General features: G+C 70.9%; 16 protein-coding genes and 4 tRNA genes. 6 read left to right on the top strand and 14 right to left on the bottom strand.

The genetic code is table 11. The features are described 5' to 3' along the window. Window positions 1-80 precede the first annotated feature (80 nt). Window positions 81-1,706: a DAK2 domain-containing protein gene (locus ACGFZA_RS06095; RefSeq protein WP_393677405.1), complete on the bottom strand. Its 1,626-nt coding sequence runs from the start codon at window positions 1,704-1,706 to the stop codon at window positions 81-83. 258 nt (window positions 1,707-1,964) lie between these two features. Here ACGFZA_RS06095 and rpmB point away from each other — a divergent pair, with 258 nt between their 5' ends. Beyond that, window positions 1,965-2,150, top strand: coding sequence for a 50S ribosomal protein L28 (gene rpmB / locus ACGFZA_RS06090; protein WP_003965989.1), 186 nt, complete (start codon window positions 1,965-1,967; stop codon window positions 2,148-2,150). Between the two features lie 117 nt (window positions 2,151-2,267). On the opposite strand, the gene thiD is transcribed toward rpmB, so the two are convergent. Together thiD and ACGFZA_RS06080 are read right to left on the bottom strand one after the other, a co-directional pair. Beyond that, window positions 2,268-3,077, bottom strand: a complete 810-nt coding sequence (thiD, locus tag ACGFZA_RS06085) for a bifunctional hydroxymethylpyrimidine kinase/phosphomethylpyrimidine kinase (protein ID WP_393677403.1) — start codon at window positions 3,075-3,077, stop codon at window positions 2,268-2,270. Between the two features lie 10 nt (window positions 3,078-3,087). Next, window positions 3,088-4,059: a thiamine-phosphate kinase gene (locus ACGFZA_RS06080; RefSeq protein ID WP_385284769.1), complete on the bottom strand. Its 972-nt coding sequence runs from the start codon at window positions 4,057-4,059 to the stop codon at window positions 3,088-3,090. A gap of 330 nt (window positions 4,060-4,389) precedes the next feature. Between ACGFZA_RS06080 and ACGFZA_RS06075 the strand changes: the two genes are divergently transcribed. Beyond that, window positions 4,390-4,623 carry an Lrp/AsnC family transcriptional regulator gene (locus ACGFZA_RS06075; protein ID WP_064070330.1) on the top strand — a complete coding sequence of 78 codons (234 nt, stop codon included), beginning with the start codon at window positions 4,390-4,392 and terminating at the stop codon, window positions 4,621-4,623. 20 nt (window positions 4,624-4,643) lie between these two features. Beyond that, complete coding sequence (locus ACGFZA_RS06070) at window positions 4,644-5,132, top strand: DUF3515 domain-containing protein (protein WP_385284767.1); 489 nt, start codon at window positions 4,644-4,646, stop codon at window positions 5,130-5,132. A 48-nt stretch (window positions 5,133-5,180) separates the two neighbouring features. On the opposite strand, the gene ACGFZA_RS06065 is transcribed toward ACGFZA_RS06070, so the two are convergent. From ACGFZA_RS06065 to ACGFZA_RS06055, 3 genes are all read right to left on the bottom strand, one after another. After that, on the bottom strand, window positions 5,181-6,338 hold the full coding sequence (locus tag ACGFZA_RS06065; protein ID WP_385284765.1) for a D-alanine--D-alanine ligase family protein: 1,158 nt from the start codon (window positions 6,336-6,338) through the stop codon (window positions 5,181-5,183). Between the two features lie 109 nt (window positions 6,339-6,447). Continuing rightward, window positions 6,448-7,458 carry an NAD(P)H-dependent glycerol-3-phosphate dehydrogenase gene (locus ACGFZA_RS06060; protein ID WP_385284763.1) on the bottom strand — a complete coding sequence of 337 codons (1,011 nt, stop codon included), beginning with the start codon at window positions 7,456-7,458 and terminating at the stop codon, window positions 6,448-6,450. After that, window positions 7,455-8,207, bottom strand: coding sequence for a lysophospholipid acyltransferase family protein (locus tag ACGFZA_RS06055; protein ID WP_385284761.1), 753 nt, complete (start codon window positions 8,205-8,207; stop codon window positions 7,455-7,457). The genes ACGFZA_RS06060 and ACGFZA_RS06055 overlap by 4 nt, the downstream gene beginning before the upstream one ends. Window positions 8,208-8,367: 160 nt before the next feature. On the opposite strand from ACGFZA_RS06055, the gene cofC reads away from it, so the two are divergent. Next, complete coding sequence (gene cofC / locus ACGFZA_RS06050) at window positions 8,368-9,051, top strand: 2-phospho-L-lactate guanylyltransferase (RefSeq protein WP_385284759.1); 684 nt, start codon at window positions 8,368-8,370, stop codon at window positions 9,049-9,051. A 10-nt stretch (window positions 9,052-9,061) separates the two neighbouring features. Continuing rightward, the gene (locus ACGFZA_RS06045) at window positions 9,062-9,265 is read left to right on the top strand and encodes a hypothetical protein (protein ID WP_326739002.1); all 204 of its coding nucleotides are present in this window, start codon (window positions 9,062-9,064) and stop codon (window positions 9,263-9,265) included. An 82-nt stretch (window positions 9,266-9,347) separates the two neighbouring features. Here the strand turns inward: ACGFZA_RS06045 and ACGFZA_RS06040 are convergent, their stop codons facing one another. The 4 genes from ACGFZA_RS06040 to leuC all read right to left on the bottom strand — a co-directional run bounded on the left by ACGFZA_RS06040 (window position 9,348) and on the right by leuC (window position 12,518). Beyond that, entirely contained in the window at window positions 9,348-10,019 is a 672-nt protein-coding gene (locus ACGFZA_RS06040; RefSeq protein ID WP_385284757.1) for an HU family DNA-binding protein, read from the bottom strand. A gap of 143 nt (window positions 10,020-10,162) precedes the next feature. Then, window positions 10,163-10,390 carry a hypothetical protein gene (locus ACGFZA_RS06035; protein ID WP_385284756.1) on the bottom strand — a complete coding sequence of 76 codons (228 nt, stop codon included), beginning with the start codon at window positions 10,388-10,390 and terminating at the stop codon, window positions 10,163-10,165. A gap of 104 nt (window positions 10,391-10,494) precedes the next feature. Continuing rightward, window positions 10,495-11,088: a 3-isopropylmalate dehydratase small subunit gene (gene leuD, locus ACGFZA_RS06030; RefSeq protein ID WP_385284754.1), complete on the bottom strand. Its 594-nt coding sequence runs from the start codon at window positions 11,086-11,088 to the stop codon at window positions 10,495-10,497. Window positions 11,089-11,093: 5 nt separating this feature from the next. Then, the gene (gene leuC / locus ACGFZA_RS06025) at window positions 11,094-12,518 is read right to left on the bottom strand and encodes a 3-isopropylmalate dehydratase large subunit (protein WP_385284752.1); all 1,425 of its coding nucleotides are present in this window, start codon (window positions 12,516-12,518) and stop codon (window positions 11,094-11,096) included. Window positions 12,519-12,692: 174 nt separating this feature from the next. On the opposite strand from leuC, the gene ndgR reads away from it, so the two are divergent. Next, a complete protein-coding gene (gene ndgR / locus ACGFZA_RS06020; protein WP_003966003.1) occupies window positions 12,693-13,409 on the top strand; it encodes an IclR family transcriptional regulator NdgR in 717 nt (238 codons plus the stop codon). A gap of 211 nt (window positions 13,410-13,620) precedes the next feature. On the opposite strand, the gene ACGFZA_RS06015 is transcribed toward ndgR, so the two are convergent. The 4 genes from ACGFZA_RS06015 to ACGFZA_RS06000 form a co-directional block, all read right to left on the bottom strand. Then, window positions 13,621-13,693: transfer RNA gene (locus ACGFZA_RS06015), tRNA-Glu, on the bottom strand. A gap of 28 nt (window positions 13,694-13,721) precedes the next feature. Continuing rightward, window positions 13,722-13,793, bottom strand: a tRNA-Gln gene (locus ACGFZA_RS06010). Between the two features lie 12 nt (window positions 13,794-13,805). Further along, window positions 13,806-13,878, bottom strand: a tRNA-Glu gene (locus tag ACGFZA_RS06005). Window positions 13,879-13,938: 60 nt separating this feature from the next. After that, a tRNA-Glu gene (locus ACGFZA_RS06000) sits at window positions 13,939-14,011 on the bottom strand. Window positions 14,012-14,018 lie beyond the last annotated feature (7 nt).

Raw genomic sequence — 14,018 nt, 5'->3', positions numbered from 1 at the left:
TCGTCCGGCGCGGCGCCCCGGCCCGGGGCGCCGGGCGGGACCGGGCCCTTCCGGCGCTCCGGGGCACCCTGCGGCAGGTGCTACTCCACGCCGATCAGCAGCGGAGCGCACTGGTGGCCACCGCGGTAGACCACCGTGTCCACCGCCAGGTAGCCCTCGCGGACGTGTTCCTCCAGCGCGTCCGCCAGGGCTGCGGGGACGTCCTCGCCGAGGACCAGGGTGACGAGTTCGCCGCCCGCCGCCAGCATCCGGTCCAGCACCTTCCGGGCCGTTTCGGGGACGTCCTCGCCGATGACGGCCACATCGCCGTCGATCAGGCCGAGGATGTCGCCGGCCTGGCAGATGCCCGCCATGGTCCAGGACTGCCGTTCGGCGACGGCCAGTTCGGCGTAGCGGGTGGCGCCGGCCGCCGCGGTCATCGCGACGACGTCCTCGTCGAAGCTGCGGTCCGGTTCGTGGACGGCCAGGGCCGCGATGCCCTGGACCGCGGCCCGGGTGGGGATGAGCGCGACCCGGATGCCCTCCGTCCTGGCCTGTTCGGCGGCGGCCGCCGCGGTGTGGCGCAGGTCCCCGTCGTTGGGCAGGAGCACCACCTCGCGGGCGTGCGCGCGGCGGATGGCGTCGACGAGTTCGCCGCTGGCGGGGGGTTCCCCGGGCCGCGCGAGCACCGTCGTCGCCCCGGCCTCCGCGCACAGGCCGCCGAGGCCGTCGCCCGGGACGACCACGACGACCGCGCGCTGGGCGGGTTCGGGGCGGGCGTGCATCCGGTCCGCGGCGAAGTGGGTGATCCGGATGCGGTACGGGCGCCCGGCCTCGACACCGGCCTCCACCGCCGCTCCCGCGTCGTCGACGTGCACATGGACGTTCCACAGCCCGTCGCCGCCGACCACCACGAGGGAGTCGCCCAGCCCGTCCAGCCGGGCGCGCAGCCGCTCCACGGCTTCGTCACCGGCCTCCAGCAGGTAGATGACCTCGAAGGCCGGTCCGTCCTGCGGGTCGTCGCCCGCGGGACAGTCCACGGCGGCTGCGGCTGCCGGAGCCGGTGCCTCGTAGGCCCGTTCCGGGGCCCGGCCCGAGAGCGCCTCGACCAGTGCGCCGAGGACCGCCACCAGACCGCGTCCGCCGGCGTCGACCACTCCGGCGCGGCCGAGGACGGCGAGCTGTCCAGGGGTCGCGTCCAGGGCCGTCCGCGCCCCTTCGTACGCCGCCTGCGCCACCGTGGGCGCTCCGGAGCCGTCCGGCACCCGCCCCGCGGCCCGGGCGGCCTCGGTGGCCACGGTCAGGACCGTGCCCTCGACGGGGTGGGCGACCGCCTCGCGGGCCGAGGCCGCGGCCCTGGCCAGCGCGGTACGGAGCGAACCGGCGCCGGCTTCTTCGGCCAGGACCCCGGCCATGCCGCGCAGCAGCTGGGCCAGGATCGTGCCGGAGTTCCCGCGGGCTCCGATCAGCGCCCCGTGCGCCATGGCGCGTACCGCGTCGGCGGTGGAGGGCACCGAGGTGCCGGTCTCATGGGCGGCGAAGACGGCCTCGACGGCCGCCGCCGCGGATTCCACGGTCAGATAGAGATTGGTTCCGGTGTCGCCGTCGGCGACGGGATACACGTTGATCGCGTCGATGGCCTCGCGCTCCCGGCCCAGTGCGTCCAGCGCCAGTGAGCACCAGGTACGCACCGCGACGGCGTCCAGGTCGTCGGCGGTCTGCGGCACCTGATGGTCCTCCTCGAAACGCGTACCGGGACGGCGGGCTGCACCGCAGACTAGTGCCTCGGCCGGTGGCGGAGGCGGGTCCAGGGGCGGGGCGAGCGGCTGTGGACCCATGGTAGTTTCGTATCTCCGACGCAGCCGTTGTATGCTGCTTCGGTTGCCCGACGAGAGTCGGGAACATCCCCCGGTACCGCCACTTCAGTCAATGAATCCGGCGTGCCGGAATTCACTGTAAGTGCATCTGAAGTTTTGGAGTGACCCGTGGCTGCCAACTGCGACGTTTGCGGCAAGGGGCCGAGCTTCGGCAACAGCATTTCGCACTCGCACCGCCGTACGTCCCGTCGCTGGAATCCCAACATCCAGCGCGTGCGTGCCGTGGTCGGGCGGACGCCGAAGCGGCTCAACGTCTGCACCTCGTGCATCAAGGCCGGCAAGGTCGCGCGCTGACGTTCCCGTCGTAGCGCAGCCCTACCGGTTGCCCAAAAAGCCGGTCCACCTCGGTGGACCGGCTTTTTGCTGTGCTCGGGCGGCCGGAGCGGCGCCCCGGCGGCGGGCCGGACCCGCTCAGCGGGCGCCGCGCAGCCGCCACCCGTGGTCGACCGGTCCGATCCCCGACCCCAGCGGGAAGCCCGCCGCGATCGCGCCGGTGACGTAGGCCTTCGCGTCCCGTACCGCCGTGGGCACGTCCTGGCCCAGGGCCAGTCCGCAGGCGATGGCGGAGGCGAGGGTGCAGCCCGTGCCGTGGGTATGGCGGTTGTCGTGGCGGGGGGCGCGCAGCCAGTGCTCCTGGGAACCGTCCGTGAGCAGGTCGACGGGTTCACCCGGCAGATGCCCGCCCTTGACGACCACCCAGCGGGGGCCGTATCCGAGCAGCGCGGCCGCGGCCTGCCGCATCCCGGCCTCGTCGGTGACCGTGATGCCGGTGAGTTGCGCCACTTCGTCGAGGTTCGGGGTCGCCACGGTCGCGACGGGCAGCAGCTTCGTACGGACCGAGTCGAGCGCCTCGGCGGCCAGGAGCGGGTCCCCGTGCTTGGAGACGCCGACCGGGTCGACGACGACGGGGGCGTCCGTCCCGGCGAGGAGTGCGGCGACGGTCTCGACGAGCAGCGCCGACGCCAGCATCCCGGTCTTGACCGCGTTCACCCCGATGTCGTCCACGACGCTGCGGTACTGGGCGCGTACGGCCTCCGCGGGCAGCTCCCAGGCACCCTGCACGCCCAGCGAGTTCTGCGCGGTGACGGCGGTCAGCACGCTCATGCCGTGCGCGCCGAACGCCAGCATCGTCTTCAGGTCGGCCTGGATGCCCGCACCGCCGCCGGAATCGGATCCGGCGACGGTGAGCACACGGGGCGGTACGGCGGAAGGTATCGGCATACGCCGCAATCTACTGGGCGTCCTCGATGTCGCCGAAATGGTCCCAGCCGCTCTTGGCCGTCCAGGGCGCCCCGTCGACCGTCACCTGCGGCAGCGCCGAGGGGTTGAGGACCTCGCCGATCACCTTCCAGCGGGCCGGCAGCTTCACGTCGGGCGGGAACGTCGCGACGATCGCGTGGTCCTCGCCGCCGGTGAGCACCCACTGGAGCGGGTCCACGCCGACGGCCTGCCCGATGTCGGACATCTGCGACGGGATGTCGATGAGCCCGGAGCGCAGGTCGATGCGGACCTTGCTGGCCTCGGCGATGTGGCCGAGGTCGGCGACGAGTCCGTCGCTGACGTCGGTCATCGCGGTGGCGCCGAGCCCGGCCGCCGCGGGGCCCGCGTGGTACGGCGGTTCGGGGCGGCGGTGGGCCTCCACGAAGGCGCGGGGCGAGCGGAAACCGCGCGAGAGCACGGCGTACCCGGCGGCGGACCAGCCGAGCCAGCCGGTGACGGCGACGACGTCGCCGGGCTGGGCGCCCGCCCTGGTGACGGGTTCGTGGTTGCGCAGATCGCCGAGTGCGGTGATCGCGACGGTGATGGTGTCACCGCGCACCACGTCGCCGCCGACCACGGCCGCCCCCGCGACCTGGCACTCGTCGCGGATGCCGTCCATCAGCTCCCCGGCCCAGGTGACCGGGAGTTCGGCGGGGACGACGAGGCCGAGGAGCAGTGCGGTGGGCACGGCGCCCATGGCCGCGATGTCGGCGAGGTTCTGCGCGGCGGCCTTGCGGCCGACGTCGTACGCCGTCGACCAGTCACGCCGGAAGTGCCGTCCCTCCAGCAGGATGTCCGTGCTCGCCACGACCCTGCGGTCGGGGGCGGTGATGACCGCGGCGTCGTCGCCGGGCCCCAGCCGTACCGCCGGAGTGGTGGTGAGCCGGGAGGTCAGTTCCCTGATGAGCCCGAACTCCCCCAACTCGCCCACGGTTCCCTTCACCGAGTCTCACCTCTCATCTATGGGGCCGGACGGTCGTCCGGCCTGCTGCATCGGCCGGGCGCCCGAACCGGCCGTGGAGCGCGGCCCGCCGACGAGGGCGGCGGTCCGTCGTGCTGGTCACGGGCATGTGTGTCCCCCGTCCGCGCCGCTGAGCTTGCGGTCGCGGGCCGTCACTGCTGTCGGTACTGTCAAGAGATACGTCAACTTGTGTGTTCTGTACGCCACGCTGTGGGTGCCATCCGGCCCGCAGGTCTCCCCGCGGCCCGTGGCAACGCGATAACGTGGCGTCCCTTTCCCCCACATGATCCTCGTGGCCGCCCTGGAGGTTCCGTGGTACAGGCGTACATCCTTATCCAGACCGAGGTGGGCAAGGCGTCGACCGTCGCCGAGACCATCGCCAAGATTCCGGGAGTGATCCAGGCAGAGGACGTCACCGGCCCCTACGACGTGATCGTGCGGGCCCAGGCCGACACGGTCGATGAGCTCGGCCGCATGGTGGTCGCCAAGGTCCAGCAGGTGGACGGCATCACCCGAACCCTGACCTGTCCGGTCGTTCACCTGTAGCCCCCGTCTACGCTGGGCCGGTGACATCTTCCTGCCGCCGGTTCCTCCACCCCGTGCTCCTCGGTCCGTCCGCCGCCCTGGTGCTCCTGGCTGCGGCGGGCTGCACTTCCACGGGCTCCTCGGCATCGGTCACGGTGCCCAGGCCCTCCTCGGAAGCCGCAGCCTACTGCCGTGCGCTGCACAAGGAGCTGCCGAGTTCCGTCGCCGGTCTGGAGCGCAGTGACCCCGCGCCGCGTTCGGACCTGACCGCCGGGTGGGGGGACGGGGCGATCGTACTGCGCTGCGGTGTCGCGCGCCCCGCGAAGATGGACGACGCCCAGTCGAAGGCCGCCGACGCGAACGGCGTCAACTGGCTGCTGGAGCAACGGGAGGACGACGGGCCGCGCTTCACGACCACTCTGCGCAAGGCGTACGTCGAGGTCACGCTCTCGGAGGCGTACGCGCATGACGCGACCCCGCTGGCGGCCTTCGCACCGGCGGTCAAGAAGACGGTCCCCAGCAGCCTGTAGGGAGTGCGCTCCGGGCGGAGCGCACTCCCTGTGCTGTGCCGGCGGCGCTCAGCGCAGGCCGGTCGGCCGGTCCAGCGCCGCCTGGATGAGCCGGTCGACCAGCTCCTGGTAGCTGACGCCGCTCTCCTGCCACATGCGCGGGTACATGGAGATGGGGGTGAATCCCGGCAGGGTGTTGATCTCGTTGATGACGAAGCCGCCGTCCTCGGTGAGGAAGAAGTCGGCGCGCACCAGGCCCTCGCAGGACGTGGCCTCGAACGCCTCGACGGCGAGCCGCTGGACCTCGGCCGTCTCCTCGTCGGTGAGCGGGGCGGGCACGATCCCGGACGCCGCGTCGATGTACTTGGCCTCGAAGTCGTAGAAGTCGTGCGAGGTGACCGGCGGGATCTCGGCGGGCACGCTGGCGCGCGGGCCGTCCTCGAACTCCAGCACCCCGCACTCGATCTCGCGGCCCCGCAGCAGCGACTCCACGAGGAACTTGGGGTCGTGGCGGCGGGCCTCCTCGATCGCCTCGTCGAGGCCGGAGGCGTCCTCGACCTTGGTGATGCCGATGGACGAGCCGGCCCGGGCAGGCTTGATGAAGAGCGGCCAGCCGTGCTCGCCCGCGAAGTCCGTGATGCGCCCGCGGGCGCCCGCGGGGTCGTTGTCCCACTCGCGGGGACGCACGACCAGGTACGGCCCGACGGGGAGCCCGAAGGAGGTGAAGACGCGCTTCATGTACTCCTTGTCCTGGCCGACCGCCGAGGCGAGGACGCCTGCGCCGACGTACGGCACACCGGAGAGCTCCAGGAGGCCCTGGAGCGTGCCGTCCTCGCCGTAGGGACCGTGCAGGACGGGGAAGACGACGTCGACCTCGCCGAGCGCCTTGGGGACGCATCCGGGCTCGCTGTAGACCACTTCACGGCTGCCGGGATCGACGGAGAGCACCACGCCGCCCTCGTCGGACTCGGCCAGTTGTGCCACGTCGGGCATCTTCCGGTCCGTGATGGCCATGCGTTCGGGTTCGTCGGCGGTGAGCGCCCAGCGGCCGTCCGTCGTGATGCCGATCGGCAGGACGTCGTACTTCGTCCGGTCGATCGCGTTCAGGACCGCACCGGCCGTGACCACCGAAATGCCGTGTTCGGAGCTGCGGCCGCCGAACACGACGGCCACACGCGGCTTGCGGAGCTGCTGCTCCGTGCTCTGGGGGAGGTTCTCGCTGCTCATATCGCGATGAGCGTACCTTCTGGTAGGGGCCACGTCAGCGCGGCCGGGGCCGCCCGGGGGTGAACCCGCTCCGGGAGCGGCGCCCGGCCGCCGGTCGCCCGGCGGCCTCTCAGTGCCGCTCGGCCTTGGCGCTGCGGGACATCAGTTCCTTGAGCGCGACCATCGGCGGCTTGCCCTCGTGGACGATGCCCACGACCGTCTCGGTGAGGGGCATCTCGACACCGTGGCGACGGGCCAGGTCGAGCACGGATTCGCACGACTTGACGCCCTCGGCGGTCTGCTTGGTGACCGCGATGGTCTCCTGGAGCGTCATGCCGCGCCCGAGGTTGACCCCGAAGGTGTGGTTGCGCGAGAGCGGCGACGAACAGGTCGCCACCAGGTCGCCGAGGCCCGCGAGCCCGGAGAAGGTCAGCGGGTCGGCGCCCATGGCGACGCCCAGCCGGATGGTCTCGGCGAGGCCGCGTGTGATGAGCGAGCCCTTGGTGTTGTCGCCGAGTCCCATGCCGTCCGCGATGCCCACGGCCAGCCCGATGACGTTCTTGACGGCGCCCCCGAGCTCGCATCCGACCACGTCGGTGCTGGTGTACGGGCGGAAGTACGGGGTGTGGCAGGCGGCCTGGAGGCGGCGAGCGACGGACTCGTCCCGGCAGGCGACGACGGCGGCCGCGGGCCGGCGTTCGGCGATCTCCTTGGCGAGGTTGGGTCCGGTGATGACGGCGACGCGGTCGGCGGAGACGTGGGTGACGTCCTCGATGACCTCGCTCATCCGCTTCGCGGTGCCGAGTTCGACGCCCTTCATCAGCGAGACGAGGACCGTCCGCGGCTCCAGGTGCGGGGCCCAGTCGGCGAGGTTGGCGCGCAGCGTCTGGGACGGCACGACGAGCACGGCGAAGTCGGCACCGCGCAGCGCCTCGGCGGCGTCCGTGGTGGCCCGCACCGACGCGGGGAGTTCGATGCCCGGCAGGTACTCGGGGTTGGTACGGGTCGTGTTGACGGCCTCGGCGACATCGGCCCGGCGCCCCCAGAGGGTGACCTCACAGCCCGCGTCCGCGAGGACCATGGCGAAGGCCGTACCCCATGAGCCGGTTCCGAAGACGGCTGCCTTTACGGGGTGCGTCACTTGGGTCCCTCTCCTTCGGCCTTGCGCCGCTGTTCCGCGCGGGCCTTGCGGTGGTCGTAGAGCTCGGCGGGCGCCTTCTCGCCGCGCACCTGCGCCAGCTGCGCGGTGACCGCGACCATGATGGCCTCGGTCGCCTCGCGCAGCACGTCGGGCGTCGGTTCCTTGCCGTAGAACCGGGAGAGGTCGACGGGCGGCCCCGCCTGGACCTGGAGGGTCTTGCGGGGGAAGAGCCGCACCTTCTTCTCCGCGGCGTAGGGCGGCACCGCCAGGTTGGCGCCCCACTGCGCGACGGGGATGACCGGGGCCCTGGTCATCAACGCGACGCGGGCCGCGCCGGTCTTGGCGGCCATCGGCCACATCTCGGGGTCCCGGGTGAGCGTGCCCTCGGGGTAGAAGGCGACGCACTCGCCGCGCGCGATGGCGTCGACGGCGGCCCGGAAGGCGTCCAGCGCGTTCGTCGTCTCGCGGTACACGGGGATCTGGCCGGTGCCGCGCAGCATCATTCCGACGAAGGGGGTCTTGAAGAGCCCCGCCTTGGCGAGGAACCGCGGCACCCGGCCGGTGTTGTACTGGAAGTGCCCGTACGAAAGAGGGTCCAGGTACGAGTTGTGATTGACCGCGGTGATGAATCCGCCGTCGGCCGGAATGTGTTCCATTCCCCGCCAGTCGCGCTTGAACAGAATCACCAGCGGCGGTTTCGCGATGACCGCCGCCAGGCGGTACCAGAAGCCGATTCTGCGGCGGGACACTCGGACACCTTCCTCTAAGACCTGACTGTGGAGCTCACTGCTGGCTGACTACCGACGGTCAAGTCTCGCCCCAGGCCCCTGCTCTGTCGAGAACACCGTACGCCTCACCTCCGGGACCGACCCTCCGGGTTGTCGTACCGGCAGGCGAGAATAGGCGGCCATGCGCATCGAGGGGGAGACCGCCACGAACACCGACCCGACCGGCCCCTGGTCACTGGTTGTCCCGTTGAAGCCCCTGGCGCGGGCCAAGAGCAGGCTGGCGCCCGCTTCCGGCGCGCTGCTGCGGCCCAGGCTCGCCCTGGCCTTCGCCCGGGACACCGTGTCCGCCGCGCTTTCCTGCCCGGAGGTCGCCGATGTGGTGGTCGTCACGGACGACACGGCGGCCGCGGCGGCACTGGCGGCTCTCGGGGCCCGGATCGTGGCCGACACCCCGGGCGCCGGGCTCAACGCCGCACTCGCGCACGGTGAGCGCGCGGTGCGGTCGGCCCGGCCGCGGGCGGCCCTCGCCGCGCTCAACGCCGACCTGCCGGCGTTGCGTCCGGCGGAATTGTCCCGCGTACTCGAATTCTCCGCCGCTTTTCCCCGCGCATTTGTGACCGATGCCGCGGGAATCGGAACAACTTTTCTCTCCGCTGGGCCAGGAGTGGAATTGCGCCCCGCTTTCGGCGGTCCGTCCAGGGTCCGGCATCTCGCTTCGGGGGCTGCCGAGATCACACTGTCCGGGATCGATTCCGTGCGCCAGGACGTGGACACGGGCGAGGATCTGCGGGCCGCACTGGCCCTGGGCGTGGGCCCGTACACGGCGGGGCGCTGGGCCGCGGGGGTCAGGTCGGCGGACCGATAGGCTGCCGCCCATGCAGGCGACCTCGTACACGTACGACCCCGAGACCCGCACCGGCAGCGTGCTGCTCGACGACGGCACACCGGTGGACTTCGACGCCCCGGCCTTCGACGCCGGCGGCCTGCGGCTGCTGCGTCCGGGGCAACGGGTGCGGATCGAGGGCCGGGGCGAAGGCGCCGGGCTGCACATCACCCTGGTGACGCTGCAGACCTTCTGAGACAGGCCCGGACAGCCCGCGGGCCGGGCTCCCCGAGGGGAGCCCGGCCCGGCGCGTGTGAGAAGCCCTGTGGAGCCGGTTCTCACTTCTTGCGTGCAGTGGCCTTCTTGGCCGTGGTCTTGCGCGCGGTGGTCTTCTTCGCGGGCGCCTTCTTCGCCGTGGTCTTCTTGGCGGGCGCGGTCTTGCTCGCGACGGCCTTCTTGGCTGCCGTCGTCGTCTTCTTCGCCGCCGGGGTCGCCTTCTTCGCGGCCGCCGTGGTCTTCTTCGCCGCCGCGGAGGTCTTCTTCGCGGTGGTCTTCTTGGCCGCGGCGGTCGTCTTCGCCGCTGCCACGGTCTTCTTGGCGGTGGCCTTCTTCGCCACGGCCTTCTTGGCGGTCGCCTTCTTCGCGGCGGCCTTGGCCGTCGTACGGGTGGAAGAACCGCCCGAGAGGCTGCCCTTGGGGGCCTTCTTCACGGCCACGTCGTTCTTGGGGAGCTTCTTCGAGCCGCTCACCAGGTCCTTGAAGCCCTGTCCCGCACGGAAGCGGGGCACCGAGGTCTTCTTGACCCGTACGCGCTCACCCGTCTGCGGGTTGCGGGCGTAACGGGCGGGGCGGTCGACCTTCTCGAACGAGCCGAAGCCGGTGACCGAAACCCGGTCACCTGCGACAACCGCACGAACGATCGCGTCGAGCACCGCGTCGACGGCGTCCGCGGCCTGCTGACGGCCGCCGACCTTGTCGGCAATCGCTTCTACGAGCTGCGCCTTGTTCACGTCTTCCCCTTCGGAGACATCGCCCGAACGAAACTGTTCAGGCTTTTTCGCACGTTAGGCAGATATATACCGCAAATCAAACACGAAACGGGCTAATCACCCTAGTGCCGCAACGAAGTCGACCGCTGCGCAGTTCCGCAGAGTCAGTCACCTTCGGGGAATCGGCCCTCATCGAGGTCCTTCATCAACCGGTCCAGACGCCTTGCTGCATCTGGGAGATCGTGCTTTGCCGAGGCCGTGACGACCAGCAGCTTCCGGTTCAGCGCCATCCGTACGCCCTCCGGGACTTGCAGTGCACGCACTCGTGAGTGCGCTTCCTTCAATTGGTCGGCGACTTGGCCGTAAAGCTTGAGTTGGCTGTCGCGTTCCATGCACCGATTGTGCCATCTGGGGCGAGTTGTCGCCCGACGGGGGCTCAACAAGCGACTGCGCCCCCTACCAGAAGGCAGGGGGCGCAGTACTGGAAACGTGCTGCTCAGGCGTGAATTGTACGGGGCTTGTGGGCCGGCCTGGCCGCCTCGTAGGCCGCGATGTCCGCTTCGTTCTGCAGGGTGAGGCTGATGTCGTCCAGCCCGTTCAGCAGCCTCCAGCGGGCGTTCTCGTCGAGCTCGAAGTCGGCGGTGATGCCCTCGGCGAGGACCTGCCGCTTCTCCAGGTCGACGGTGACCTCGGCGGTCGGGTCGGCGTCGGTCAGGTCCCACAGGGCGTCGACGACCTGCTGGTCCAGGACCACGGTCAACAGACCGTTCTTCAGCGAGTTACCACGGAAGATGTCGGCGAACCGGGAGGAGATGACGGTCTTGAAGCCGTAGTTCTGGAGCGCCCAGACGGCGTGCTCGCGGGACGAGCCGGTGCCGAAGTCGGGGCCGGCCACCAGGACCGAGGCACCCTTGCGCTCCGGGCGGTTGAGGACGAAGTTCTCGTCCTTGCGCCAGGCCTCGAAGAGTCCGTCCTCGAAGCCGTCCCGGGTGACCTTCTTCAGCCAGTGGGCGGGGATGATCTGGTCGGTGTCGACGTTGCTGCGGCGCAGCGGGACGGCCCGGCCGGTGTGTGCGGTGAAAGCTTCCATGATTCTCAGACTCCGGCGGGCGTACGGGCGTCGGACAGGTCGGCCGGCGAGGCCAGATGGCCCAGCACGGCGGTCGCGGCGGCGACCTGCGGGGAGACCAGGTGCGTACGGCCGCCCTTGCCCTGCCGGCCCTCGAAGTTGCGGTTCGAGGTCGAGGCGGAGCGCTCGCCGGGGGCCAGCTGGTCGGGGTTCATACCGAGGCACATCGAGCAACCCGCGTGCCGCCATTCGGCGCCGGCGGCGGTGAAGACCTTGTCCAGGCCCTCCTCGACAGCCTGCAGGGCGACCCGGACGGAGCCCGGGACGACCAGCATGCGTACGCCGTCGGCGACTTTGCGGCCTTCCAGGAGCGCGGCCGCGTTCCGCAGGTCCTCGATGCGGCCGTTGGTGCAGGAGCCTACGAAGACGGTGTCGACCTTGATCTCGCGCAGCGGCTGGCCGGCGGTCAACCCCATGTACTCCAGGGCCTTTTCGGCGGCGTTGCGCTCCGAGGCGTCCTCGTACGAAGCAGGATCGGGGACGTTGGCCGACAGCGGCGCGCCCTGGCCGGGGTTGGTGCCCCAGGTGACGAACGGCGCCAGCTCGGCGGCCTCGATGACCACCTCGGCGTCGAAGACCGCGTCGTCGTCCGTGCGCAGCGTCTTCCAGTACGCGACGGCCGCGTCCCAGTCCTCGCCCTGCGGGGCGTGGTCCCGGCCCTGCAGGTAGTCGAAGGTGGTCTTGTCGGGGGCGATCATGCCCGCCCGCGCACCGGCCTCGATCGACATGTTGCAGATGGTCATCCGGGCCTCCATCGAGAGCTTCTCGATGGCGGAGCCGCGGTATTCGAGGATGTAGCCCTGGCCGCCGCCGGTGCCGATCCGCGCGATGATCGCGAGGATCAGGTCCTTGGCCGTGACGCTGTCGGGCAGTTCGCCGTCGACGGTGATGGCCATCGTCTTCGGGCGGGCCAGCGGCAGCGTCTGGGTGGCCAGCACGTGCTCGACCTGGCTGGTGCCGATACCGAACGCCAGCGCGCCGAACGCGCCGTGCGTGGAGGTGTGGGAATCCCCACAGACGACCGTGGTGCCGGGCTGGGTCAGTCCCAGCTGCGGGCCGACCACGTGCACGACGCCCTGCTCGACGTCGCCCAGCGGGTGCAGCCGGACGCCGAACTCCGCGCAGTTCTTGCGCAGGGTCTCCAGCTGTGCGCGGGAGACCGGGTCGGCGATCGGCTTGTCGATGTCGAGGGTCGGGGTGTTGTGGTCCTCGGTGGCGATGGTGAGGTCGAGACGCCGCACCGGGCGTCCCGCCTGCCGCAGACCGTCGAAGGCCTGCGGGCTGGTCACCTCGTGCAGCAGGTGCAGATCGATGTACAGGAGGTCGGGCTCACCTTCGGCGCGCCGGACGACATGGTCGTCCCAAACCTTCTCCGCGAGTGTCCTACCCATCGCTTTCCCTCCGACCGGCGTCGTCGCCGGCCCAACTAGAGATTCGGTGCGCCCCCGTCCGGACCCCCGTGCGGGGCGGTGGCTACGGGCCGTTGTGGGGCCGCCCGTACAGGTTCGCAACTTCGCCGGAAAATTGAACTTGCGTTTCACAGAGTGAGACGCGAGTATCGTCGTATGGACAACTCTAGCGGCGTCGGCGTTCTCGACAAGGCAGCTCTGGTATTGAGCGCCCTGGAGTCCGGGCCGGCCACCCTCGCCGGGCTGGTCGCGGCGACCGGGCTCGCACGACCCACGGCTCACCGACTGGCCGTGGCACTGGAACACCACCGCATGGTGGCAAGGGACATGCAGGGCCGCTTCATTCTCGGCCCCCGCCTCTCCGAGCTCGCCGCGGCGGCGGGCGAGGACCGGCTGCTCGCCACGGCGGGACCGGTGCTCACCCATCTCCGCGACATCACCGGCGAGAGCGCCCAGCTCTATCGCCGGCAGGGCGACATGCGCATCTGCGTGGCGGCGGCGGAGCGGCTGTCCGGTCTGCGGGACACCGTGCCGGTCGGCTCCACGCTCACCATGAAGGCGGGGTCCTCCGCCCAGATCCTGATGGCCTGGGAGGAGCCCGAGCGCCTCCACCGCGGCCTCCAGGGCGCCCGGTTCACCGCGACGGCGCTCTCCGGCGTACGGCGCCGGGGCTGGGCCCAGTCGATCGGCGAGCGCGAACCGGGCGTCGCCTCGGTCTCCGCTCCCGTGCGCGGCCCTTCGAACCGGGTGGTCGCGGCGGTCTCGGTCTCCGGACCGATCGAGCGGCTGACCCGTCACCCGGGCCGGATGCACGCCCAGGCCGTCATCGACTCGGCGGCCCGGCTGAGTGAGGCGCTCCGCCGCACCGGCTGAACCGACCGCCCTCCCCCTTCACCCGAGGCCGCCCCAGTGTCGTGGCGGCCCCCTCCCAGATCTCGCGCCACAGCCCCTCGCGCGGCCGGGACTTCTCCATGGATTCACCGCCACCCCTTGCAGGGGCCGGCGCGTCCGGGCCGAACGGGCCCGCGTACATAAGCAGAAGACCCCTCACCGGAGTGAAGGGCCTTCATCTGTCGTGCTCTTGTACCCCCGACCGGATTTGAACCGGCGCTACTGCCGTGAGAGGGCAGCGTGCTAGGCCGCTACACAACGGGGGCTTGGATACTGCGACTTGCTTGTCTTGCGCTGGGCTACCAGGACTCGAACCTAGAATGACGGTACCAGAAACCGTAGTGTTGCCAATTACACCATAGCCCATGGTGTTACAAGTACCCCCGACCGGATTCGAACCGGCGCTACTGCCGTGAGAGGGCAGCGTGCTAGGCCGCTACACAACGGGGGCCCTAGCGATCCTGCATCAAGAACGTGGGTGCGACCCAGATGTTCTCGCGGGAAGGATCTGTACCCCCGACCGGATTCGAACCGGCGCTACTGCCGTGAGAGGGCAGCGTGCTAGGCCGCTACACAACGGGGGCTTGTTCC

Source organism: Streptomyces sp. NPDC048211, assembly GCF_043202315.1.
Classification (GTDB): domain Bacteria; phylum Actinomycetota; class Actinomycetes; order Streptomycetales; family Streptomycetaceae; genus Streptomyces.
This window is presented reverse-complemented; position numbering and strand designations above follow the sequence as displayed.

What these genes read in the sequence shown, in the direction of transcription:
- leuD (WP_385284754.1), bottom strand. Translation starts at nt 11,088, where the DNA reads ATGGAAGCTTTCACCGCACACACCGGCCGGGCCGTCCCGCTGCGCCGC.
- ndgR (WP_003966003.1), top strand. Translation starts at nt 12,693, where the DNA reads ATGGACAACTCTAGCGGCGTCGGCGTTCTCGACAAGGCAGCTCTGGTA.
- thiD (WP_393677403.1), bottom strand. Translation starts at nt 3,077, where the DNA reads ATGCCGATACCTTCCGCCGTACCGCCCCGTGTGCTCACCGTCGCCGGA.
- ACGFZA_RS06045 (WP_326739002.1), top strand. Translation starts at nt 9,062, where the DNA reads ATGCAGGCGACCTCGTACACGTACGACCCCGAGACCCGCACCGGCAGC.
- cofC (WP_385284759.1), top strand. Translation starts at nt 8,368, where the DNA reads ATGCGCATCGAGGGGGAGACCGCCACGAACACCGACCCGACCGGCCCC.
- leuC (WP_385284752.1), bottom strand. Translation starts at nt 12,518, where the DNA reads ATGGGTAGGACACTCGCGGAGAAGGTTTGGGACGACCATGTCGTCCGG.
- ACGFZA_RS06035 (WP_385284756.1), bottom strand. Translation starts at nt 10,390, where the DNA reads ATGGAACGCGACAGCCAACTCAAGCTTTACGGCCAAGTCGCCGACCAA.
- ACGFZA_RS06065 (WP_385284765.1), bottom strand. Translation starts at nt 6,338, where the DNA reads ATGAGCAGCGAGAACCTCCCCCAGAGCACGGAGCAGCAGCTCCGCAAG.